This window comes from Pseudomonas lini (assembly GCF_001042905.1).
Taxonomy (GTDB): domain Bacteria; phylum Pseudomonadota; class Gammaproteobacteria; order Pseudomonadales; family Pseudomonadaceae; genus Aquipseudomonas; species Aquipseudomonas lini.
This window is the reverse complement of record NZ_JYLB01000002.1, coordinates 429942-452679: the sequence shown is the minus strand read 5'-3', so window position 1 is coordinate 452679 and position 22738 is coordinate 429942. Positions and strand designations below refer to the sequence as shown.

At 54.9% G+C, this 22738-nt stretch carries 18 protein-coding genes and 1 pseudogene; 12 read left to right on the top strand and 7 right to left on the bottom strand.

Going from position 1 to position 22738, the window contains the following annotated elements; all coding sequences use genetic code 11:
• Positions 1-8 precede the first annotated feature (8 nt).
• A complete protein-coding gene (locus TU81_RS06530; RefSeq protein WP_048394151.1) occupies positions 9-1682 on the bottom strand; it encodes a DNA cytosine methyltransferase in 1674 nt (557 codons plus the stop codon).
• 13 nt (positions 1683-1695) lie between these two features.
• On the opposite strand from TU81_RS06530, the gene TU81_RS29370 reads away from it, so the two are divergent.
• The 8 genes and pseudogenes from TU81_RS29370 (at position 1696) to TU81_RS06495 (ending at position 11145) form a co-directional block, all read left to right on the top strand.
• Positions 1696-2151: a very short patch repair endonuclease gene (locus TU81_RS29370; protein WP_082157816.1), complete on the top strand. Its 456-nt coding sequence runs from the start codon at positions 1696-1698 to the stop codon at positions 2149-2151.
• A 201-nt stretch (positions 2152-2352) separates the two neighbouring features.
• Positions 2353-4992, top strand: coding sequence for a Z1 domain-containing protein (locus TU81_RS06520; RefSeq protein WP_048394148.1), 2640 nt, complete (start codon positions 2353-2355; stop codon positions 4990-4992).
• Entirely contained in the window at positions 4985-5983 is a 999-nt protein-coding gene (locus tag TU81_RS06515; RefSeq protein ID WP_053078280.1) for a PD-(D/E)XK motif protein, read from the top strand. The genes TU81_RS06520 and TU81_RS06515 overlap by 8 nt, the downstream gene beginning before the upstream one ends.
• On the top strand, positions 5980-7836 hold the full coding sequence (locus TU81_RS29105; protein WP_053078279.1) for a hypothetical protein: 1857 nt from the start codon (positions 5980-5982) through the stop codon (positions 7834-7836). Before TU81_RS06515 ends, TU81_RS29105 begins: the two co-directional genes overlap by 4 nt.
• On the top strand, positions 7833-8738 hold the full coding sequence (locus TU81_RS06505; protein ID WP_048394143.1) for a hypothetical protein: 906 nt from the start codon (positions 7833-7835) through the stop codon (positions 8736-8738). Before TU81_RS29105 ends, TU81_RS06505 begins: the two co-directional genes overlap by 4 nt.
• A complete protein-coding gene (locus tag TU81_RS06500) occupies positions 8738-9529 on the top strand; it encodes a DUF6339 family protein (RefSeq protein WP_053078278.1) in 792 nt (263 codons plus the stop codon). The genes TU81_RS06505 and TU81_RS06500 overlap by 1 nt, the downstream gene beginning before the upstream one ends.
• 105 nt (positions 9530-9634) lie before the next feature.
• A pseudogene (locus TU81_RS30685) lies at positions 9635-9845 on the top strand (BRO-N domain-containing protein); the annotation flags it as partial.
• Between the two features lie 310 nt (positions 9846-10155).
• A complete protein-coding gene (locus TU81_RS06495; protein WP_048394141.1) occupies positions 10156-11145 on the top strand; it encodes a hypothetical protein in 990 nt (329 codons plus the stop codon).
• 7 nt (positions 11146-11152) lie between these two features.
• Here the strand turns inward: TU81_RS06495 and TU81_RS06490 are convergent, their stop codons facing one another.
• The 3 genes from TU81_RS06490 to TU81_RS06480 form a co-directional block, all read right to left on the bottom strand.
• The gene (locus TU81_RS06490; RefSeq protein ID WP_048394140.1) at positions 11153-12334 is read right to left on the bottom strand and encodes a hypothetical protein; all 1182 of its coding nucleotides are present in this window, start codon (positions 12332-12334) and stop codon (positions 11153-11155) included.
• 33 nt (positions 12335-12367) lie between these two features.
• Positions 12368-13540 (bottom strand): hypothetical protein, encoded by a 1173-nt coding sequence (locus TU81_RS06485; protein WP_048394138.1) that lies wholly within the window; start codon positions 13538-13540, stop codon positions 12368-12370.
• 101 nt (positions 13541-13641) lie between these two features.
• Positions 13642-14460, bottom strand: coding sequence for a sulfite exporter TauE/SafE family protein (locus TU81_RS06480; RefSeq protein ID WP_048394136.1), 819 nt, complete (start codon positions 14458-14460; stop codon positions 13642-13644).
• A 112-nt stretch (positions 14461-14572) separates the two neighbouring features.
• Here TU81_RS06480 and TU81_RS06475 point away from each other — a divergent pair, with 112 nt between their 5' ends.
• The gene (locus TU81_RS06475) at positions 14573-15340 is read left to right on the top strand and encodes an AraC family transcriptional regulator (RefSeq protein ID WP_048394134.1); all 768 of its coding nucleotides are present in this window, start codon (positions 14573-14575) and stop codon (positions 15338-15340) included.
• A gap of 172 nt (positions 15341-15512) precedes the next feature.
• Here TU81_RS06475 and bglX read toward each other — a convergent pair whose 3' ends face one another.
• Positions 15513-17741, bottom strand: coding sequence for a beta-glucosidase BglX (bglX, locus tag TU81_RS06470; RefSeq protein ID WP_390176080.1), 2229 nt, complete (start codon positions 17739-17741; stop codon positions 15513-15515).
• 338 nt (positions 17742-18079) lie between these two features.
• Here bglX and TU81_RS06465 point away from each other — a divergent pair, with 338 nt between their 5' ends.
• Positions 18080-18397, top strand: a complete 318-nt coding sequence (locus tag TU81_RS06465; RefSeq protein WP_038979406.1) for a helix-turn-helix domain-containing protein — start codon at positions 18080-18082, stop codon at positions 18395-18397.
• Positions 18398-18506: 109 nt separating this feature from the next.
• On the opposite strand, the gene TU81_RS06460 is transcribed toward TU81_RS06465, so the two are convergent.
• Both TU81_RS06460 and TU81_RS06455 read right to left on the bottom strand, forming a co-directional pair.
• The gene (locus TU81_RS06460) at positions 18507-20039 is read right to left on the bottom strand and encodes an amidase family protein (RefSeq protein WP_048394128.1); all 1533 of its coding nucleotides are present in this window, start codon (positions 20037-20039) and stop codon (positions 18507-18509) included.
• Between the two features lie 113 nt (positions 20040-20152).
• A complete protein-coding gene (locus tag TU81_RS06455) occupies positions 20153-21229 on the bottom strand; it encodes an MBL fold metallo-hydrolase (RefSeq protein ID WP_048394126.1) in 1077 nt (358 codons plus the stop codon).
• A 215-nt stretch (positions 21230-21444) separates the two neighbouring features.
• Here TU81_RS06455 and TU81_RS06450 point away from each other — a divergent pair, with 215 nt between their 5' ends.
• Both TU81_RS06450 and TU81_RS06445 read left to right on the top strand, forming a co-directional pair.
• Positions 21445-22053, top strand: coding sequence for a TetR/AcrR family transcriptional regulator (locus TU81_RS06450; RefSeq protein ID WP_038979403.1), 609 nt, complete (start codon positions 21445-21447; stop codon positions 22051-22053).
• A 142-nt stretch (positions 22054-22195) separates the two neighbouring features.
• On the top strand, positions 22196-22735 hold the full coding sequence (locus TU81_RS06445) for a DUF1003 domain-containing protein (protein ID WP_038979402.1): 540 nt from the start codon (positions 22196-22198) through the stop codon (positions 22733-22735).
• Positions 22736-22738: the final 3 nt, after the last annotated feature.

Below are 22738 nucleotides of genomic sequence, written 5' to 3'. Positions count from 1 at the left end.
GCTCCAGTCTATGCATTAGCTGTCCATGCCACTGATGACACCTCAGGAAGACAGTCTTGCTCTGTCTCTCGAGTTTTCTTGCACACTACGGCATACACAACTGAAGCAATCTTGTTTGCCAATAATGGTGGCACTGCATTTCCGACTTGATGAAACTGTTGAGTTCGATTCCCCTGAAAGAAGTAATTATCAGGAAACGTCTGAAGACGAGCGGCCTCCCTTACCGTCAAGCTTCGACATTGCTTGGGATCATAGTGTATAAAGTAGTGCCCATCCTTGGATATATGACTAGTAACGGTCGTTGCCGGAAGTTCCTCCAGCTGGACTCTGAAACGATCACTGAACTTGCCGCTTTCCCAGTTTTTGTGGGCAGGGGCTAGACCTGAAAGGCTAAACTGTTGATGCCCTTTCGGAGACGTCTTGTAGGCCCGGGCATAGACACTAGCAAACATATATCTGCGCAGGTCAGAAGACATATGCCCGCGCGCATCGTGATTCAGCCAATGTTCTAGGTTGTCATCGCGATACCACCGGTCCAGATTTTTATCGCCGGTTTTTCCGTCTCCCTTGCGGCGAGCTACTCGAAGCGCGCCAACATCCAAAGAGGTTGACAGAAGTGCGTCACGTGCAATTTTCATCGCAGAATCAAGTTTCGGCTCGACTCTACCGTCTACTTCAGATCTAAGCTCATCGAGCTGGTTTGCAACTTCCCTATACCAAGCTTCTCCGTCATCACGCTGCTTTGTGAGTCGACTACGCAGTTCTGGAAGCTCACCGAGAACCTGCTTCGTGCTGACTCGCCCAGTGATCTCGGGAACGCTCCCGTACTCAGGGATATTTCCTTCATCATCCAAGGCAATACCTAGGAGGATTACCCGATGCCTAGCTTGGGGGATGCCATGTTCCTCGGCTTTGATGATAAAGCCGCGAGGATCCACCTTATTCACATCATCACCTGGGCCGAAGGACTGGCCCGTCACGAGGGAACAGATACGATACTTTGTACCGGGCGCGGGATCACCGAGAGCCTTGTTAGGATCAGTAAGGTCCTGCAGTATTTGTGCGAATATACTTTCACCGGCAATTTTCGAGGACAGAATCCCCTTCACGTTTTCCATGACGAAAACTGCGGGTTTCCTTTCTTTGATGATCCGCAGATATTCTTTGTAGAGGAAATGGCGATGATCATTTTCGGCGCTGTAATCGGCTTTTCCCTGATTTCGTGATCGACCTACGATTGAATAGGCTTGACAAGGAGGGCCACCGATAAGCACCCAAGGTCGATCCTTGAGTCGGTCGTCGAGAATCTTATCGAGTTCTTCGTCACCTTTCTCCGACCCCAAGGTGATGCACCTAGCCTCTTCTTCGGCCTCAAGCCAAAGGGCTTTGCTTGTATCGCTGAAAGGCGTTTGACTATGGCCGTTGCAAAAATCGTAGTAATCGCAAAGCCGATCAGGTTTCTTCAGCTTTAGTAGCCTGTAGAACGCTCTCAGCTTTAGCGTTTCCCGAGCAACAGGGTCCATTTCAGCTGAGACCACGATCTCGAACCGGGTTCCGTTACCCGATGATGCGAACCCTTCGCCTAGCCCTCCAGGGCCTGCAAAGAGATCAACGATCTGGATCGGCTTCGAAAGCTCAGTGTTGCATTCGATAGCTTTATCTCGGCCTAACGGCAAATTCATCTGGGGCTCGGTCATGGACATAGTCAGCAAAGAAGTTAGGTCTCGCATGATGGCCGCTATTCGCGGCAGCAATACATCTCCCGAGATGAAGGTCCGGAAGCTGCTGCATCGGCATGGCTTCAGGTATCGACTGCACTCTCAGGAGCTTCCAGGTCGGCCAGACGTTGTGCTTCCTCGCTACAACGTCTGCATTTTCATTCATGGCTGTTTCTGGCATAGACACCCTGGCTGCAGATATGCCACATCCCCTCGAACTCGCGAAGAATTCTGGCGATTGAAATTCGACCAGAATGTGAAACGAGACCTTAGGAACAAAACCGAGCTGCTCCAGCTGGGGTGGCGTGTCTTCGAGCTTTGGGAGTGTGGTATCCGCGGGCCTGAAGCAGAAATGAACTGGCTTCTGGAAGCCGTGCCGGATTGTAATCAAAAATACGTCTCCTGGCCCGACTTTCCTGTGATGGATACGTAATGCCCTGCCACCGGTCGATGCCTGATAGATGGCCTGCTTGATGCTTAATCCGATCAGCTGTCTGCGCAAAATGGACTGGGCCAATGACGCATTAAGTGGCAAAGTGATGCCACACATTGCAGGTGGCCTGGAAGTTGGATAGTACATGCTCAGCGAACCAGCAGCGCCTATACCTATGGATTGAAAGTAAGGATTGCTTCGATGACAAATCCGCAGATTGAAACCTTCGCCCGTCAGATCCGCGAGAAACTTCCTACGCACGATTCCCCGGAGCAGGCTGCAGGAGCCTTAAAAAAGGATCTCACCAGCATTGGTTTCTCCTTTACCTCCGAAATGGACCAGAATCTTGCGGTAGCACTTGAGCAGGTGATCGCGTCGTTGGAGGATGTTGAGATCTTGCGTCGTAGCTCTTTGATCAAGAAAAGAGATCCTTGGTACAAGGGGCCTGGCTCGAAGGATGTTCACTGGCCGGCTCTGAAGGGATATCTCAAGAACAGCAAGGGTTGGGACGAAAACACCATTGCGTCTATCGATGAGAGCTCGTCAGAAGTTGTATCGCTACTTGCAAATCCAAATAACGAAAGTTTTCGCCATCGTGGACTCGTAGTTGGTTATGTCCAGTCCGGCAAGACAGCGAACATGACCTCCGTGATCGCCAAAGCCGTGGACGCCGGATATAACCTAATCGTGCTGCTGGGCGGAGTAACCAACAAGTTGCGGGCGCAGACCCAACGACGTATAGAACACGACATCGTAAATCGTCACCGACATTTCTGGCAGCTTTACACCACCGAGCAGAACGACGGGGATTACACATATCCTGCGAATGGTTCGTTCACGATGCCTGTTCCCGGACGAGCGCAGTTGGTCGTGATGAAGAAAATCACCTCGAGACTCGAGACCTTCCGTAAGACTATTATCGATGATAAAGGCAAGCCAAAGACCCCCTTGGCAATACTTCGGCAGCTCAAGGTGCTACTAATTGACGATGAGTGCGATCAAGCGTCGGTTAACTCGTCGAATAATGATTACGACATGACGCGGATCAATGCCGAGATCCGCAAGATCCTAAGAGCACTCCCAGCGGTATCTTATGTGGGTTACACGGCAACACCATTTGCCAATGTGTTCATCGATCCGTACCCATTAAATCAGAACGATCTCGACGATCTGTATCCGGAGGATTTCATTACCACTTTGCCTCGCACTGACGGCTATTTTGGTGCGAGGGAGGTGTTCGGGTATGCTCCAGTCGATCCGGATGGCCCTGAGTCTCCAGAAGAGGCCGGCAGAAACATGATTCGACATGTGCCGGACGAAAAGCTCAAACTCCTGCGACCGATCCGCATCAGTGAAAAGGATTCGTTCCACCCTCAGATGACTGAAGAACTGGAAAATGCAGTTCTCTGGTTCCTTCTTAGTTGTGCAATCCGAAGAGCGCGCGGGCAGTATGAACAGCATATGACGATGTTGGTCCATACATCCCCTTACATCATCCAACACGAGCGAATGGCGAAGCTCATTAAGCAATGGATCGAAAGCAACCTGGTTGAACTGACCAGCGATTTTGGTGAGTTCCAGAATAAGATGGAGCAGGTACTCAAGGAGGAGACAGACCAAGTTCCGCTGGAGTACGACGGAATATATTCACTGGCCGACCTTCGCCCACATCTCAAGAGCACTCTCGATGCCCTGGAATTCGCTATCGAAAACGGAGAAAGCTTTGAACGGTTGGATTACACCCTAGAACCCAAGACTTACATCGTGGTGGGGGGGACAGTGCTAGCCCGCGGACTGACGCTTGAAGGTCTTTCAGTTTCATTCTTCCTGCGCACTTCCATGCAATATGACACTCTGCTTCAGATGGGGCGTTGGTTCGGCTATAGAAAGGGTTATGAGGATCTTCCTCGCCTTTGGACGACTGCTGAACTTACGTCAAACTTCCGTGCGCTGGCGCGTATTGAGGAAGAGATCCGCGAAGACATCAGCAACTACCGCAAGCATGGCGTCACTCCCAAGGAGTTCGCCGTCAGGGTTCGTGCCATTCCAGGTATGGCGATTACTGCTGCATCCAAGATGCGGCATACATATCGCAGCAATATCAGCTTCGAGGGCCGACATGTGCAGACCATCCGCTTTGATCATCAGAGTGATACCAAGGTAGCGGGAAATTGGGAAGCTGCCGTTCAGTTCGTTGACGATGTATTTGCCAAGCGCCCATTCGAAACTCAAGGTGGGGGCAAACGTCATCTCGCACGAGAAGTGTCACTCCAAGAGGTCCGTAAATTTCTGGTGGCTTATGATATCTGTGAACACCACATGGATCTGAAGAAAGATCTTCTTCTCGGTTATATCGATCAGGCAGCAGACAGACTGCAGGAATGGAATGTCGGCATCATTACTCCCACTGGCAAGAGAGAGGCTGAAAAACCACTGGGCGTTCTTGGCCAGGTGAATGCTGCCCGTCGCTCTCAGTTGAAAGACAACGAGAGAGGATATGCCGACATCAAAGCGTTGATGTCGAAGAGCGACATTCTTATCGACACCATGGACCCAGAGACAGTGAAAAGTAATGGAAGTTGGGCAGAGATCAAAAATGATCGCCCACAAATCCCTCTCCTCTTGCTATACGTGATCGACGGTAAGTCCGAGGCACAGTCGACATCTCGCAAGGACTTGGACGCCGTTAGTGATTTGATAGGTATTGGTATTGTTTTCCCGGGAACACCGGATCAAGCGGGCGACTATTTCTCGGTGGGGCTGGACGCCCCTGTACCTGAGCAGATTGCATCGGAAGAAGAATTGTTGGCCGAAGCACTGGATGGGGCGGTTGATGAGTAAGAGGGCGATCGAGCGTTGGAAGCGTCTTAAGGAGACCGGCTCGGGTGATGGGGTGATTGAGGTTCCCAGTATTGATTCGGGTATCGCGACAGGCTTCGGCACGGCGCGATACGCGATCGGAGCACAAGGGCAGCCTCGACTTCTGGTGCCTGTCGGTGGGCGATCTGAGGTCCGTGGGCTGACGTCAACTTCAAAGCTCCTCGTGACAACTTCGAACTACAATGTATCCAGCAAGGGTACGTTGTTTATCGACATCATGTGCTTGGACCGAGCTCTTGATATGGTGTTTGCTGAGCTGGCGGAGGAAATTCTTCGAAGGATCAAGGAGGGGTTTTCACCGTTCAAGGCCGTAGCTGCGTCTATCGATGATTTCCGGGAACTCTTGAAAGAGAAGGCTCGTGAAGAAATCCCGGACAACAAAGTTCAGGGGTTGGTTGGCGAACTTGAAGTGATGCGGCGTCTTGTCATTCATAATCGGATTGCAACGGAAACATGGACCGGGCCTTTTGAACTCCGTCATGATTTTCGCAGAGGTATCCATGCTCTCGAGGTGAAGACCTCTGGGCGATCCGATACAACTCGAGTATCCATTCATGGCATCGACCAGTTGGCTCCGCCAATCGGAGGGACACTTCACCTTGCCCATGTTCGTCTGGAGCAAGTCAAAAATGGCCAACTTTCAGTAGGCTCGGTCTTTGATGGTCTGCTGAGATCCGGGGCTGATAGAGGAACGCTCGAAAAGGGGTTGGAGGCACTGGGATGCTCGGATCCTCATGGAGAGGAATGGAATCGCCTATCCTTTGATCTGGAAGGACTGAAGGTCTACAGAGTTTCCGAAGGATTTCCGCGAATCACTGGTTCCAGTTTCGCTGGAGGATTCCTGCCAGAGGGCATCTCGGCTTTGGAATATCAGATCGATCTGAGCCATGCGAAGACCTTTGAACTTTCGACCAATGATTTCGAAATTGCCTTTGAAAGGATTGCTGGATGACGCGACTACTGGAGCTTTTTAGCGAACCCTTTGCCAAGACAGGAAACATCGCAGCAGACGGCTTCAGGCGGCTGCTCGGTTGTCCTGCTCAGGATCTTCTGCAGACAATGCTCCGTGAGTCTATTCAGAACAGTATCGATGCTGCCCTGCCGGGGTTCGGTCCGTCGTTGTCGATTAGATTTCGTACGCTGACATCTCAACAGTGCACAGCATTGAGGGAGGTTGTATTGGCAGACCTTCCCCAGGGTGATCACACCCGGAATGAGATAGCAACCTCAATTGGGACGGTCGGCCTCAAAGTGCTGGAAATCTGTGACTTCCGTTCCATCGGGCTCAGTGGACCGACGTCGGGAGACGTCGCTTCAGATGGACGCGAAGCGCTCAATTTCGTAAATTTTCTGCGTAACGTCGGCGTTGCTCGTGACACATATCACGGAGGAGGCACCTACGGTTACGGGAAGACATCTCTATATGCAATGAGTGCGTGTTCGACGATTCTCGTAGATAGCCAGACCACTTGCGAAGGTAAACCTGTACGCAGATTTATGGGTTGTCACTTGGGTTCGGCGTTCGATGCTGATACGGCCGATAACAAGCGCAGAAGATTTACGGGGAGGCACTGGTGGGGGATCAGCGATGGCGACGGCGGCATCGATCCCCTGACCGGATCCCATGCTGCCGAACTGGCGGCGTCGTTAGGGATGCCTGAACGAGATCTGAACAATACGGGTACTTCAATCCTTATCCTTGATCCTTACATTGAGGAGGGAGAAGACGTCAGGTCGATAAATCACTATATACAAGAAACGATTCTCTGGAACTTCTGGCCACGACTCACGGCATCAACCCCTGAAGACAAAAAGCTCACCATTCGGGTAGAAATCGAGGAGCATGAAGTCGCGTTGCCGGTGCCGGACGACTTCCCTCCGTTTGATCTGTTCGCGTCTGCCATGAAAGCTTATCGAGATAATGCTGATGATGTGCAAATTATTAGGAGTGAGCGCCCTAAAAAGGATTTGGGCAAACTGATCATCAAGAGGGGGCTTTGCGCCGATCGCTTGGGCTCCGCTCTGGATGACAATTCCGGGATACCTGAACAGACCTGTCATATCGCCTTGATGCGACCTGTGGAGCTGGTCGTGAAGTATATCGAGGGTACTCCTTTTGCCGATACACGCTTTGAGTGGGCTGGTGTATTCATATGTTCGGATGAGGATGAGGTGGAATCCGCGTTTGCAATGTCCGAGCCTCCTGCTCACGACGATTGGATTCCTGACAATCTTCCCGATCGTAACGCGAAGACATTCGTTCGGGGGGCTCTCAAGCGAATCGAACAAGCCGCCAGTACTTTCGCAGCACCAGTCATGTCAGTCGCAAGCAGTAGCAAGGAGCGTGGTCCTTCGCTTGCTGGTACTGCTAGCCGTCTGGGACGGCTACTTGATTCAGTTTCGGGAAAAGGTCCGGGCAGATCTAAGCCGGTCCCGCGCTCACCGCATGTAAAGCACGAGCTCGCCATATCGCCAACTCGGTTTATACGTCTTGAAATTGACGATAAGAATCGACGTTGCGCCATTTTTGAAGCGGACTTGCAGAACGATGGGGCGAATGCAATGCTTGAAATATCGGCTGAATCTCATCTGGTTGCAGACGGTGTCGTTGCTGACGGTGAAGATTTGCCAGCTGGCTTTGAAACCCGGGTGATCGGGATGTCGTTTGATGGCGTTGACGAAGTTACCCTTGGGCCAACCATCAAGGTAGGTACTGAAAGCGGCACCATCAGTATCTCGGTTCTGAGCCCACCAGAAGCAGCCATAGGTGTCCGACTTCGCTTTCTGAACGAGGGTAGAGCATGAGCCGCATAGCCCTCCCATTCCTGACCTTTCCGAATGAACTGGTCAACTTCAGCGGATGGATGATCGGGCCTCCGGGTGAACCTTTATCCCCGGCTTCCGATATTCTGGAGAACTGGGATTATGAACAAGACATTCAAGTCAATGTTCATGTCGATGTAGATTTCATAGAAGCAGCAGATCGATTGGGAATAGATGCTGCTGATCTGAAACTGGCGGTAGTGCTCGTGGCTGGCACTGGCACCGGCAGCTTGCCTCGGCGAGTAGATCGCCTGGTGACTGCAGTAATAGATATCGACGAACCCGCGGTAACGCTCGAGGCAACCATTCCTGGACGAACCCTTTCAGGGCAGCTTCAGCTCAGCCTCAGGATCGTTCTTGAAGCACCCGTTGATTCTGGGGGGCCATTGTCTGCTAAGCAGCGGGGCGCGCGCCTCTGGCAGTATCACAAACATATTCTTATCGAAGATGGTGGTGATTCCAGGTTCCCTATTGAGCTTGCCAGCTTTTCCGAGAGTTTCAAGGCTAGGCCAGAGCAATATGCTCCTTGGCTCGTAGACTGGAGCCCGACAACGCTGGATGCGGACTTCAGCGGTAACGTAAGGCTTTATGTCAATTCTGATATCGAACGTGTGTGCGCAAGGTTCGTCGAAGGTGATGCTCTTACGCTCCAGGCAATGGTCGCTGATGTGATGACGCAGCTCATCGAAGCCTCGCTAGACGTTGAGAATGAAGCCGAACTCGATCGATATGAGGAAGGTTCGATAGGTTATCAAGCGAGAGCGTGGATAGAGATGTCATTTCCTGGACAAAGTCTCGAGAACATCCGACAAATGCGGACCTATGCGCCAGGAAAGTTTAAGGCCTTGATTCTTGCTACAGCCGACTTTGGAGAGGGTGACTGATGCGTGTTCCACTTCTTCCGCGCCTGAAAGCTCACGGTGTTGCCACAATCCTTGAGAAACTCAAGAGTGAGACCCCGTCTCCCAAAGACAGCATCGACCGTATCAGAGAATACTCGGCCTTGAAGACCAGCGCCTCAAGTGGTGGGACCAGAGCTGATAGCGTGGCCGTTAACATTACTGCCGAACTGCGGAGGATTGCTCAAATAGCGGGTTTCCCCACTTCCAATACCCAAGCGGCCAGAGCGCAGTTCGACCAAGACGCAGCCATTTACCTTGGCCAGTTAGAGGATTTGCGGACAGGCGAAGCATTGCGTGATGACGTATGGGCGTTCATGACAACGGTATTGGCCCCTGACATAGTCGTATGGCGTTTCACCGATAAGAATCGCGAGCGAGCAGCACGGTTTGCGGGAGGTGTCCGCAACTCGTTTCAACGGCTCTGGGTACGAGGTACGATTCTGGACAGAGGCGAGGGGCACGCGCAGCGCTGGGAGTTATTAAAGCAATTGACCGAGGATGCAATGGTTCAGATTTTTGAGCGTGCATCTATAGGTGGGAACCCTTCCTTGGCCATCGCAATAGCTGAAGGCTGGCTAAGCACGGCAGTTAAGGTCGGTCGAGGCCCAATGGAGGACGTCATGCGTTCTGCCACCAAGATTCTTCGAGTGAAGAACCAGATCATTGATCTGGGGTATCTAACTTCCGAGGAGCTAGAGCACGTAGTCTTAAATACGTTCGATACTGCGGTGCGCGCATTTATTAAAACTGTTGAGCCTGAGCTTGCGACCTGAAAGCCAGGGTGTTGACGCTGATTGAAAACCAACCAGTCTGCCGATTGAAATTTTACCCAAGGCGGAGTGCTGATTTTTTTATCCTCCGTTTTCCTAGTCTCCTCTCCTGCGCTACATGATGCTCGACCATCGCGAGTGGTCGAGCGTCCGACGTTGAGTGTTCTGGATTGGCCTCAGATGTCGCTAAGCATGCTGCATTAGCAGGATGAGCCCTGGATTCGGTTGCGGGATATGCCTTGTGTGTTGACCGATGGTCCGTTCAATCGGCGTGAGTCCTGGGTGGCGGAAGGCTTCCCGGATGTTGCGCGGGTTCTGATTGTTCGTCGCGGCATAAAAAATCCGCCGTTGAGGTTCAGGAAGCGGATTTTGTTATGTGGCATCTTCACGGCCTGACCTGCTGCGTTCACCGGTTTTGGGGCCGCTTCGCGACCCAACGGGGGCAAGCTCCCTCGCCACAGGGATGGTGCCTGGCTTGGTGACTGTTGTGTGTTTGAAAATCGCGGGCAAGCCCGCTCCCACAGGTTTGGTGTGTTGCCATCGATTTGCGCTGTGCCAAAAACAGTCAGTGCAACCCGCCCCGCCTCCCGCTATTAATACCCTTCCCTACTCAAGGACCCGAGCCCACCATGAAATTCGACCTCGCCTACTGCCTCAGCCTCGACGACAAGCTGTCGATCTATGACGTGCGCGATTTGAATTTCGACGAGACGATGGAGTTCGATTCCGCCAAGGAGCATTTCCAGTGCCCCAACGATGCGTGCCGTTCGGCGTTTGATGCGGCCAACGTGTTGGGGACGTTCAACGCCAAGAACGTGAATTACGTGCGCACGCCGCACTTCAAGAACATTCCCAGCACACGGCATGTCGAGGGTTGTCCTTATGTCAGTCTGAAGACGCCGGCGTCGGGCCTGGAGGTGGACGGTGCGGAATCGGATGACGGTCGGGAGGAGCATTTTCCGTCGGAGTTGTTGCTGACTCGACGTGAGTATGTGCGCCAGCCGTCCAGCCCGACGGTGGCGGCGGATGTTGTGCGCGATGAGCCGCGAGTGCCTTCAGCGGCCAGTAACGTCGAGCATCCGAGCCGGGAGTCGGCGCCGGACAAGACCAGTGTCTTCGCCCATCCGGTGGAGTGTTTTGTGTCGAACTTCGAGGACAAGGAGCTGCTCAAGCGCATGCCGCTGAAGATTGGCGAGCACTCGGCGCCTTATGGGTCGTTCTTCAAGAAGATCGAATATCTGCAGGACAACAAGGGGCTGATCTACTGGGGCAAGATCAAGGAGATCAAGGATTACACGCAGAGTTTTCGCATCGATTTCGAACAGAAGGTCTGGTTCAAGCAACCGGACGAGGCGAAGAAGAAGCCTTACTCGGTCAATGTTTACCTGAGCAAGAAGCTGATCGACAACTACCGCAAGCGCAAAGCGTTTCTGGAAGAGATCAAGCACGCCGTCGACAGTGAAGCGGAGTTGTATTGCTTCTTTTATGGGGTGACGCCGGAGTTGAAGCAGGTGCCGAGCAAGAAAAACCCCGAACAGACGTTCGGGGTGTTCAGCGCAAATATTGAGAACCTGGATCACTTTATTGTCCGTGAAGCGCCGGGGCTGGCGGATAAATAACTCAGCGTCAGGGCAACTTCAATGCAACGTGGCCGGGGTGTTGTTTGATCAGGTTGTACGGCAGGACGCTCCACTCCACGTTTCGGCACATGGCTTGGTTGTGAGCAAAGGAAGGCAGCAACTTGATGCCTTGGTCGGTGAAGTACCAGGAGGGGAATTTCCACGACTGTTCTTCACCGTAGACGCAGCCATCATTGCGGTCAGTCGTGGTGGTGACTTCCTCGGGATAGAGCGTACGCAATTGACCTACCAGCCACGGTGCCAGTTCTTTGGTGCGGTATTCGAAATAGGCGCGATAAGCATCATAGGACGCCTTATCGTCGAGTTCGCTTAGTTCGTAATGCTTCGGCTCGCCCTGTCCTATCCAAAGCACATCTTCCAGCATCAAGGGCTTGCCGGTCTTGACGTCGAGATTGAACGGCATATCCCTCTCATCCGAATAAGATCCGCCACAGTTGTCCTCGGCCATGATGTTTACGCTGATCACCGAGGGTGACATCCACAACGGATCGGCCGTTTGGCTGTAGACGTACATGCCGGGCTGGGTGAGGCAGTCGTGAAAGCTGACGACTTGCTGCCACAAACGCGCCATCAACTGCTGATTGATGCGTTGCCGCTCTTCGGCGCTGTAACCCGAAACCACTTCAAACAGCGACATCCCGGATTGCGGCTCGCTCCACCATTGCAGCGTGTAGCCCATGAAGGTTTCGGTTTTGCCTTGTTTGAGTTTCATACCTTGCAGGCGCAGGTATTCATAAGGCGCCACGTCATGGAGCGTAGCGAGATAAGGCAAAGTACCCACTGGAACCGGTGGTAGTTTGGCTTGCAGCAGTTCTATCTTCAGGACTTTGCCTTGGGGGCTGGTCCATCCCCCGGACAAGCCGTTGGGCGTGGGCTGAAGACGAATGTTCGGGCGCGGTTCACCCTCGCGATCGCGGTCGTTGCCCTCATCAATTCTCAGCGCCTCACCGACCTTTTCGCCACTGAGTATTAAGTCCTTGCGGTACTTCTGGTAGAAGTAGCGCCCGCTCACGTCCTTGGCGTTATAGGTGTTCAGCTCCAACACGATCGGCAAATTGCCTAACGTTCCGGTGTAAACCTGTTTGCCACTGTCGGCCCCCAGCGCAGTAGAAACCGTTGAGCACACCAGCACGACAACGCCGGTCAAACGCCACAATCCTTTGAACATCAAATCATCCTTGGGTAAATGGCCATATGTAGCCTAGGGCAGTTGCAGTGTTACACCGCCGGGGTGCTGTTTGACGAGACTGTAAGGCAGAACGCTCCAGCCTATGTTTCGGCACACGGCAGCCACGTGAGGGAAGGAAGGCTCTAACCGGATGCCGTTTTCGGTGAAGTACCAGTCCGGAAATTGCCAAGGGTCATCTTCGTTGTAGCCGCAGTCGTTCTCCCCCTCTTGCGTTGTCGTCATTTCCTTGGGATAGAGCTTAAGCAGTTGCGCCACCAGCCAAGGCGCCAACTCCTTGGAGCGGTAGTCGAAATAGGCATCGGAAGACTCGGATGAAGGCTCATCGTAGTCGTAGGATTGCTCGAAATGCAGTGGCTTGCCCTGCCCCACCCACAGCACGTCATCAAGCGTCAGGGCGTTTCCGGTGCGGGTATCAAGATTGAGCGCTTCGTTGTACTGATTCGGGTAAGCACCACCGCAGTAGTACTCGAATGAGAGCGTCGTGCTCATCACGGAAGGCGTCATCCACGACGGCTGCATGGTCTGATTGTAATAGCTCGCACGGCCATCGACGTAGCATCCGAAATGCCCCTCCACGCCCTGCCACAACCGCGCCATCAACTGCTGATTGATGCGCTGACGCGCCTCAGCGGTGTAACCCGAAACCACTTCAAACCCTTCTGTTTTAGTCTGTGGCTCGCTCCACCATTGCAGCGTGTAACCCATAAACGTTTCGGTCCGCCCTTGTTTGAGTTTCAGACCTTGCAGACGCAGGTATTCGTACGGAGCCTTGTCATGGAGTCTGACGAGATAGGGCAATGCATCGGCGGGATACGGCGGGAGTTTGGCTGGCTGCAGCTCGACCTTGAGGCTTTTGCCTTGTGAGCTGATCCATTCGCCAGACCAACCGTCCAGCTTGGGCTGCAAGCGAAATTGCGGGAGAAGCTTGCGCTTTTCGACCGGCGGGTTGCCCTCATCGAGTATCAGGGTTTCGCCTTCTTTTTTGCCGGTGAGCACTAGATCGCCGCGGTACTTTTGGTAGAAGTAGCGGCCCTCACTGCCGTTGGCGCCCACCTCCAGCACAATCGGGGTTTTGCCCACGGTTCCGGTGTAGACCCGAGCCCCGCTTTCAGCCCACAGCGCGGTAGAAAATGTTGTGCACACCAGCACGACAACGCCGGTCAGACGAAACAGTCCTTTGAACATCACATCATCCTTGAATGAAACGAGCGCCTGATCGCGGTAAAGAGCCGCGGATTATGGCGAAGCATCCTCCGAGAATCGATGAAAAGCTACGGCGCCAGCACTCAACTCAGGCACAGGCTGATCATCACCAGCATCAACAAACCGATATACACCCGCGCATGGGTTCGATCCGGTATCCGCCCGATCCACGGCGTGGCCAGCCGAATCCCCACCAGCGCCCCAACCGTCAGCACCGCAAACGCCAGCACGTCCACATAGCCGATAAACCACGACCCCAAGTCAAACTCGCTGAAGCCAGCCATGGCCATATAGGTCAGCGTCCCAGCTACCGCAACCGGCAGACTCAACGGATTGGCCATCGACGTAGCCCGAGACATGCTCAGCCCACATCGCCGCAACAACGGCACGGTCATGACGCTGCCGCCCACGCCGAGAAACGTGGCGATGGTGCCGATGCCTACACCGCCGCCCGACACTTCTGCCCTGCCCAATTGCCGTGGGATTACAGCGTCGGACTGTGTGAGAAAACCGCGTCGGAACAGGCAGTCCAGAATCGTCACGCCGAGGTAGGCGATGAAGGCATAGCGAATCAACTCGCCACTCGTCCACATCGCTGCAATAGCTCCGACGATAGCGCCCAGGCCGATGAACCCGCCTAACGGCCACACGTAATGGCGAATGAGATTACCGGCGCGGTGATGTTTTGCGGTGGCTATCAGGGCGTTGACGATCATCACGCAGGTCGAGGTGGCCACGGCGATGTGCATCGCCGATTGGCTGATGGGATCGTCGGCGCCGTGGCTGGCCGTGAGCATGCGGTACAGCAAGGGCACGACGACGAATCCGCCGCCGAAGCCGAACAGCACGGCAGTGACGCCGGTCATGCAGCCGAAAAGTGCCAGCAAGAGGTAGAAGAACATTGCGCGTCGTCCGTTGGTTGAGAGTGGCCGACGATAGAGCGATGGGGCTTGGCCTGCTTCAGCAAGTCAGCCAATAATGTTTGCGTTCACGCCAACCGCTGGATGCCGCTCGATGCGCAATGTTTCGATTGATCTGCTGGACGACACGCCACGGCCGGTGGTGGCTATCGGCACGGATTACCCCGACGGTCGTCTGTTGCCGCGCCATACCCATCGGCGGGCGCAGTTGTTGTACGGCGCCACCGGGGTGATGCAGGTGAGTACGCACGACGGCAATTGGGTGGTGCCGCCGCAGCGGGCGGTGTGGATTCCGCCGGGGGTGGCGCACGAGGTGTTGATGCTGGGGGTGAGTACTCGCAGCTTGTACATCGAACCGGGGGCGGTTGATTTGGGCAATCGCTGCCAGGTGCTCAGTGTTTCGCCGTTGATGCGGCATTTGCTGATGGAGGCGGTGGAGGTTGCGCAGGAGTACGACGAGGCCGGGCGCGACGGTGCGCTGATCGACTTGCTGCTGCATGAACTGGCCCGTAGCGCTCATTTGCCGTTGCACATTCCGTTGCCTATGGATTCGCGGCTGCTTGGGTTGTGTCAGATGTTTCTCCAGCATCCGAACGCTCATCAAGCGCCGCAGCAATGGGCTGATCAGTTGCATATCAGTTTGCGTACTTTCAATCGTTTGTTCCGCCAACAGACTGGCCTGAGTTTCAGCCAATGGCGGCAGCGGGCCTGTGTGGTGCTGGCTTTGGCGCGGCTGGCGGTGGGCACGCCGGTGACGCGGATTGCGCTGGATTTTGGCTATGACAGCCCGGCGGCGTTCTCGACCATGTTTCGTCGGGTGCTGGGGCAGGCACCGTCCGTTTGGTTGGAGGGGGTGAAATAGAGAGGGCACAGTCGCCAATGTCAGCCGGTCAAGCGCAATTCATGTGGGAGCGGGCTTGCTCGCGAAGACGGCGGCACAGTCAACATTGATGTTGCCTGATACACCGCTTTCGCGAGCAAGCCCGCTCCCACAGGTTCTGCGTTTGGCACTTCATTTTCTTTACTTATCGGTCTTAGCCACTCCCTTGTTCTGACAGCAACTCAAAGCTCTGCTCCTTCACATCCTGGGAATCCAGACCGATTTGCACCCGGAACTCGCCCGGCTCGGCGACGTGTTCCAACTGGGCGTTGAAGAACTTCAAGTCGTTCTCGTTAATGCTGAAATGGACCGCTTTCTCCTCTCCGGCCTTGAGCATGATTTTTTGAAAGTTCTTCAGTTCTTTGACCGGGCGGCTGACGGAACCAACGACATCGCGGATATACAGCTGAACCACCGTTTCGCCGTCGCGCTGGCCGGTATTTTTCACTATCACGCTAGCGACGAGGTTGTCGGTCTTGCTCAGTGTGGTCGAAGACAGGGCCATGTCGGTCAGGCTGAAATCGGTATAACTCAGCCCATAGCCGAAGGGATAAAGCGGACCGTGGGATTGATCGAAATATTGCGACGTGTAGTTGCGAAGCGCACCCGCTATGTAGGGGCGACCGGTGTTCAAGTGACTGTAGTAATTGGGGATCTGCCCCACCGAGCGTGGAAAGGTGATGGGTAACTTACCGGACGGGTTGTAGTCCCCGAACAACACATCGGCAACGGCGTTGCCTCCTTCGGAGCCGCTGTACCAGGTTTCCAGAATCGCATCGGCCTGTTTCTGCTCCTTGCCAATGGAAAGTGGCCGGCCATTCATCAATACCAGTACCAACGGCTTGCCGGTGGCTTTCAGGGCAGTGATCAATTCACTCTGGCGCCCAGGCAGATCGAGACTGGTTCGACTGGCCGCTTCATGAGACATACTGCGGGGCTCGCCCACCACCGCAATCACGACATCGGCTTGCTGTGCAGCCTTGACCGCTTCGTCAATCATTTCTGCAGCCGGACGAGGGTCGTTCGCGATTTCGGACACGCCCTGGTACTCCAGGTATTTAACAACTTCCTGATCCTCCTCGAGATTGGCGCCCCGGGCATAGATCAGCGAGCCCTGGGTCATCGCGCTTTTCAGGCCGTCGTAGATCGTTACCGATTGCGCGGGCACGCCGCTTGCGGACCAACTGCCCATGATGTCGACGGTACTTTTTGCCAACGGACCTATGAGCGCAATCACGCCCTCTTTTTTGAGCGGCAAGAGCCCGTTTTCATTCTTCAGCAGCACCAATGTCTTGCGTGCCACCTCACGGGCCTGGGCTCTGTGCAGACGGTATTCGGCATTGTTGTCAGCGGGGTCTTCACTGGCAACGCCGATGCGCCGGTAAGGGTCTTCGAACAGGCCCATGTCGTACTTGGCCCCCAGCACTTCCCGTACCGCGTTATCGATATTGCTTTGGGAAACAGCGCCAGACTCAAGCAGCCCGGGTAGCTCCGGACCATAGGAGAAGTCGTTCATGCTCATATCAACGCCGGCCTTGATCGCGAGCCTGGCCGCTTCGCGGTGATTCTTCGCAACACCATGCTGAACCAGATCGTTGATCCCGTTATGGTCGCTGATGACCAGTCCCTTGAAGCCCCATGCTTTGCGCAGCAGGTCTTGCATCAACCAGGCATTGGAAGCGGCTGGTACGCCATTTATCGAGTTGAGCGCCACCATCATCGCCCCCGCGCCACCCTCAATCGCCGAACGATAAGGTGGCAGGTAATCCTGGTGCATTCTGGCCAGGCCCATGTCGACGCTGTTGTAGTCGCGTCCACCCTCGACAGCCCCATACAACGCGAAGTGTTTGGCGCTGGCCATGATGCTGTCGGGTGCATTCGGGCTTGTGCCCTGGTAGGCCTGAACCATCGCTTTGGCAATGCGCGAAACCAGGTAGGTGTCTTCACCAAAGCCTTCGGAAGTGCGTCCCCAGCGAGGATCCCGGGCGATATCTATCATCGGGGCGAAGGTCATATCGATACCGTCCGCACTGGCTTCTTTTGCCGCTATCCGACCGCTTAACTCGATAGCGCCAATATCCCAGCTGGAGGCCAACGCCAGGCCAATGGGGAAAATGGTTCGATGGCCGTGTATCACGTCCCAGCCGAAAAACATCGGTATTTTCAGGCGGCTTTGTTGAGCCGCGTCCTGCATGGGTCGGTTTACGTAGCGGCTCACAGAGCCGTAGGTACCACCGATTCGCCCGGCGGCGATCTCTTCGCGTATCTTTTCGGGCGTCATCTTTTCATCAATAGCGATCAGCCGCAGTTGGCCGATTTTTTCCTCCAGAGTCATCTGATTTATCAGGTTGCTGACAAAGGCCTCTTTGCTCAACGATGCCATATCAGCCACGACGGGCAGACTTGTAAAACCAATCAGGGCACATAGCAGACGTAGTCTTTTCATGATTCCCTTCCCTGCATAACGCTGTGACGCACTGCGTCATAAACGCCACCTTTCCCTGTATTGAAAATCAGAAAGCTGACGTTCAATCATTGCTGCTGACGAGAGTTGAAAGCCTTGAGCTTTCAGGGTCCCGCATAGAAACAGCGTAGTCGCTCCCAGGCTCCTGCCTGAGTGAAAGGTGTAATCGATCAAAAAATGAGTTTGATCCGGGATCAAAACAACTGTACAAAAACACAGTACATTTTGAATCAGCACTCTCGAGCCCGGAGAACACCATGGCCACTCTTGCGATGAAAATCACCCTGGAACGTATCGCCCTCTTCCAGTTCACCCCCGCCCACTGCGCCCAGGCCCGAGCGATGCTGGGCTGGAGTGTTGAAGAGCTATCCGAGGAATCCGGGGTTTCGGTTGACGCCATTCAGCGTTTCGAGGCTGAACGCGATGTGCTGGACGTCACCCGGCTGGCGTTGGCGTATCGGTTTGAGTCGCAAGGTCTGGTGTTCTTCCCGGGATTTGCACCGGGTAGAGGGATGAACGTGAGAGGGTCGACACCGGATCCGGTGGGGCGGGCGGATTATGCGATGGTTGAGTGAGTGAAGTTATCGATTGAAGGGTTTGCGCAGGATCACGCAAAAGGAATCATCCTGAGCATGACATACCGGACCAGTGACACCGCAAACTCACTGGTCCGGTTACATCCCTTTATTGCTGTTTAAATGCCGGATCCTGGCGTTCTAACGAAGCCTGTTCATAGCTGTAAGCCAGCGCCAGCAGTTTAGGTTCACTCCAGCGCGGGCCGTAAAAGAACACGGAGGTGGGCAGGTCGCCATTCATGCCCGACGGGAGTGTGATCGCTGGGTAGCCAGCTGCTGCGGCACTGAATTGCGAGTAGCCGTCGGCATCGGCGACCAAGGCGTCCAGATTGTGCTCGGTCAGTTGCTCATCGATGGCGCCCTTGAAGTCGGCCGTGAACGCCGCGAACAATTCAGTCGCCTGTGCGTGGGTCATGTCCAGTTCATTGATTTCTTTGAGCATCTGCTGACCGTAACCTTCGGGGCCAGGATTGAGTTCGTTGAAATCAATCAACGCTTGAAGCGTCTGGATCGGCAGCCCGGAGCGGCTGGCCAGGTACTCGGGCAGTTCATGTTTCATGCCTGCCATGAGCGCGTTGAAGTAACCGTCAATGTTCGGCAGCCGAACTTTTAATGGCACCAAAGTAGCGCCTTGCTCTTCCAGCGTGGCCAAGGCCATCAGGAACTGAAAATCGGGACGAAGCACGGTGCCATTCGGCCCCGTGTACTCGACCGGATAACCGATTCGTTTACCCTTCAATGCGTCCGTGGCGAGCAATGCGGTGTAATCGATACCCACCGGGGCGTCGCCGGTTGCGGCGTCCGAGGCATCGACACCTTGCAGGGCGTTGAACATGAGCGCAGCGTCACGAACGGTGCGCGTCATGGTGCCGGGAGTATCTTGCAGGCGCGTGATCGGAATGATGCCGGAACGGCTGAACAGCCCCAGCGTCGGCTTGACACCCACCACGCCGTTGGCCGAAGCCGGGCAGGTGATCGAGCCATTGGTTTCGGTGGCAATGGCCAGCGGTGCGAACCCGGCGGCTACGCCTGCAGCCGAACCGGAACTGGAACCACATATTTCGCCGCCCAGTACGTGGGGATTTTTCCCTTGGCCGCCTCGGCCACTCCAGCCATGGGGCAAGCCCATTTGCCGAACGTAAGCCCATTCGCTCATGTTGGTTTTGCCGAGAATGACCGCGCCGGCATCACGAAGACGCTTGACGACAAACGCATCGTTTGCCGCTGGTTGGCCGATCATGGCCAATGAACCCGCGCTCGTTTGCATCGTGTCTGCGGTATCGACGTTGTCTTTAAGCAGAACCGGAATCCCGTGAAGCGGACCGCGAACTTTTCCATCCTCACGCTCTTTGTCCAAGGCCGTCGCAATCTCGATGGCCTGGGGATTGAGTTCCATGATCGCGTTGATCGCCGGCCCTTGCTTATCCAGTGCCTCGATACGCGCCTGCAAGTGCTTCACCAGGGCTACAGAGGTGAGTTCGTTACGCTCCATCTGTGCAGTGAGTTCACTGACACTCGCGTATTCGAGCGCGTTGACCGCGGTTGATGTTGCAGCGATGTCATCCGCATAAGCGATACCCGTGACCGAAATCAGAATGGCCTGGGCCAGCACCGTCATGCGTTTTTTGAAACAGTCTTTCATGTAAAGCGTCCTTGTTATGGCTAATCACGAGTGAGTCATTTCACTCGCCGCACAGCCTACCGAAGCCGCAGGAAACGGCTGTCAGCAACAAGGAACAGGGGCCGTACGAAAGTTCATCCAGACTTGTAGCCGCTATAAGCCACGCGCCCTTTTTCCTTCATCGTACTTTCCAGATCCAGCCACCAGGTGCGCCCACGCTGCGGATCCATCACATTGAACGCCTCGCCCATCTGCGGCGTGGTAATCGATACGCTCCGCTCCCAGGCCAACGCCAAAATACGGTCGAAAGGTTCGTACCAGGCGTGCATCGACAGGTCGAAGGTGCCGTTGTGGATTGGCAGCAACCAGCGTCCTTTAAGGTCTATGTGCGCTTGCAAGGTTTGCTCGGGCTGCATATGAACGTGCGGCCACTCGGCGTTGTAGGCGCCGGTTTCCATGAGCGTGAGGTCGAACGGGCCGTACTGTTCGCCGATGCGTTTGAAGCCGTCGAAGTAGCCGCTGTCACCACTAAAGAAGATCCGCGTGTCGCCATCGATCATCACCCACGACGCCCAAAGGGTGCTGTTGCCGTCGAGCAGGCCACGACCGGAAAAGTGTTGCGAAGGTGTAGCGACGAATTGAAGGCCATCGACCTCGGTGCTCTGCCACCAATCCAGTTGGCGCACTTTGCTGGCCTCGATACCCCATTTGATCAGAGTGTCGCCCACACCCAACGGTGTGAGGAAGTACCGGGTCTTGCCCGCCAGTTTGAGGACGGCCTGATAATCGAGGTGGTCATAGTGATCGTGGGACAGGATCACCGCTTCAATCGGCGGCAGGTCTTCTAGGCTGATCGGCGGCTGATGGAAACGCTTCGGGCCGGCCCATTGCACCGGAGAGGCACGCTCGGCGAAGACCGGGTCGGTGATCCAGAACTTGTCTCGCAGTTTCAGCAGCACGGTGGAATGACCAAGGCGATAGACGCTGTGGTTAGGCACGGCGATCAACGCAGCCTGGGTCAGGATTTGCACCGGGACGGGAGCGGACGGACGGGTGTCGCGCGGTTTGTGGAAGATGAAGTTCCACAGGATGCGCAAGGTTTTGCGAAAGCCTTCGCGCGGCACCGGCACATGGTTTCGGTACTGCCCTTGAGCCTGTCGTGAAGCTTCAGGCGTTGAGGCGTTATCCGCTGGAGAAGTTGAAGTGGCCATGACTGAATGACTCCAGAAAAACCGCACGATTGACGATTTTCCGTTTGGGACGATAAATGGCCAAGGCACGCACGCATCAGCCGGAGATTCTATTTTTCGCTGCGCAGGATTAACGAAACATTACACTGCACAGTGTAGTTTCAAGGTTGCATCAAAGCTGATCACAAGTAAACTACCAAGTGTAATTCCCCACATCTTCCTGCCTAAGCGTATTTATGACAGCTCCACAGCGCCTCACTGACCGAAAACGCGAAGCCATCATCCAGGCGGCGATTGCCGAATTCCGTGCCAACGGTTTCGACATCACCAGCATGGACAAGATCGCCGCCACCGCTGGCGTGTCGAAGCGCACCGTGTACAACCACTTCCCGAGCAAGGAAGAGTTGTTCGCCGAAATCCTTAATCAATTATGGGCGCGGGTAACGGCTGAACAGGAAGCGGCCTACCGCCCTGACCTGCCCCTGCGCGATCAGTTGCGCCTGATGTTGCAGGCAAAATTGCAGATGCTGGCCGATGACAATTTTCTCGACCTGGCGCGGGTGGCGATTGCCGCCACCATCCATTCTCCCGAGCGTGCGCAAAACATGGTCGCCCGAATGAGTGAACGCGAAGAAGGCCTGACCGTGTGGATTCGCGCTGCCCAGGCCGATGGCCTATTGAAACCGGTCGCACCCGACTTCGCCGCGCAACAGGTCCAGGGATTGCTCAAGTCTTTTGCGTTCTGGCCGCAGATATCCATGGGCCAGCCAGGCTTGTCGCCCGAGATGCAGCACACCGTTGTGGAGTCGGCGCTAGATATGTTCCTGGCCTGTTATGAGCTCTGAGTCGAGCCTGCAAAAAATGACAATGTCCGCGGCTTTATCGCTGATTGATCGCTCTGATTAGAAACATCGAAATGTGTTTCAGAATGAAACTGGCGCCGGGGCTATAGTGAGCCTCAGTCCCAGCGGCCATGCAGAGAGCACTATGAGCACCCCGACCCACGAAATCGAAACCACCGGCCCCGTCGATCACCTGCGCTTTCATCGTCCTCACGCTCATCTGGCACCTACTTTCGGTACCGACCGTTTTGCCCTGCGCGCCGAGGCCTTTGCGCGGTTCTTCGGCACGCCGACGTTTCTTGGCGCCCAGACCCTGATCGTGGTGGTCTGGATTTGCCTGAACTTGTTTGGTGTGACCGATTTCGATGTGTACCCGTTCATCCTGCTCAACCTGGCGTTCAGCCTGCAAGCGGCCTATGCCGCGCCGCTGATTCTGCTGGCCCAGACGCGTCAAGCGGCGCGGGACAAAGCCCAGTCAGACGCCGATGCGCGACATCGTGAAGCCTTGGCCGTGGCCAACAGCGATCGTCAGGCCCAGGCCGCGCGACACACCGCGCAACTGTTGGAGCTGCTGGAGCAAAACACCCGGCTTACCGAAATCACCAAGACCCTGACCGAGCGTATCGAAAGCCTGACGTCGGAAATGCATCAACACTTCGTAGGCAAAGAGCCGCCGAAGGCGTGATCC

What these genes read in the sequence shown, in the direction of transcription:
- TU81_RS06500 (WP_053078278.1), top strand. Translation starts at nt 8,738, where the DNA reads ATGCGTGTTCCACTTCTTCCGCGCCTGAAAGCTCACGGTGTTGCCACA.
- TU81_RS06480 (WP_048394136.1), bottom strand. Translation starts at nt 14,460, where the DNA reads ATGTTCTTCTACCTCTTGCTGGCACTTTTCGGCTGCATGACCGGCGTC.
- bglX (WP_390176080.1), bottom strand. Translation starts at nt 17,741, where the DNA reads ATGGCATCGTTGAGCAAAGAGGCCTTTGTCAGCAACCTGATAAATCAG.
- TU81_RS29105 (WP_053078279.1), top strand. Translation starts at nt 5,980, where the DNA reads ATGACGCGACTACTGGAGCTTTTTAGCGAACCCTTTGCCAAGACAGGA.
- TU81_RS06495 (WP_048394141.1), top strand. Translation starts at nt 10,156, where the DNA reads ATGAAATTCGACCTCGCCTACTGCCTCAGCCTCGACGACAAGCTGTCG.
- TU81_RS06530 (WP_048394151.1), bottom strand. Translation starts at nt 1,682, where the DNA reads ATGAATTTGCCGTTAGGCCGAGATAAAGCTATCGAATGCAACACTGAG.
- TU81_RS29370 (WP_082157816.1), top strand. Translation starts at nt 1,696, where the DNA reads ATGGACATAGTCAGCAAAGAAGTTAGGTCTCGCATGATGGCCGCTATT.
- TU81_RS06520 (WP_048394148.1), top strand. Translation starts at nt 2,353, where the DNA reads ATGACAAATCCGCAGATTGAAACCTTCGCCCGTCAGATCCGCGAGAAA.
- TU81_RS06455 (WP_048394126.1), bottom strand. Translation starts at nt 21,229, where the DNA reads ATGGCCACTTCAACTTCTCCAGCGGATAACGCCTCAACGCCTGAAGCT.
- TU81_RS06485 (WP_048394138.1), bottom strand. Translation starts at nt 13,540, where the DNA reads ATGTTCAAAGGACTGTTTCGTCTGACCGGCGTTGTCGTGCTGGTGTGC.
- TU81_RS06505 (WP_048394143.1), top strand. Translation starts at nt 7,833, where the DNA reads ATGAGCCGCATAGCCCTCCCATTCCTGACCTTTCCGAATGAACTGGTC.
- TU81_RS06445 (WP_038979402.1), top strand. Translation starts at nt 22,196, where the DNA reads ATGAGCACCCCGACCCACGAAATCGAAACCACCGGCCCCGTCGATCAC.
- TU81_RS06450 (WP_038979403.1), top strand. Translation starts at nt 21,445, where the DNA reads ATGACAGCTCCACAGCGCCTCACTGACCGAAAACGCGAAGCCATCATC.
- TU81_RS06460 (WP_048394128.1), bottom strand. Translation starts at nt 20,039, where the DNA reads ATGAAAGACTGTTTCAAAAAACGCATGACGGTGCTGGCCCAGGCCATT.
- TU81_RS06515 (WP_053078280.1), top strand. Translation starts at nt 4,985, where the DNA reads ATGAGTAAGAGGGCGATCGAGCGTTGGAAGCGTCTTAAGGAGACCGGC.
- TU81_RS06490 (WP_048394140.1), bottom strand. Translation starts at nt 12,334, where the DNA reads ATGTTCAAAGGATTGTGGCGTTTGACCGGCGTTGTCGTGCTGGTGTGC.
- TU81_RS06475 (WP_048394134.1), top strand. Translation starts at nt 14,573, where the DNA reads ATGCGCAATGTTTCGATTGATCTGCTGGACGACACGCCACGGCCGGTG.
- TU81_RS06465 (WP_038979406.1), top strand. Translation starts at nt 18,080, where the DNA reads ATGGCCACTCTTGCGATGAAAATCACCCTGGAACGTATCGCCCTCTTC.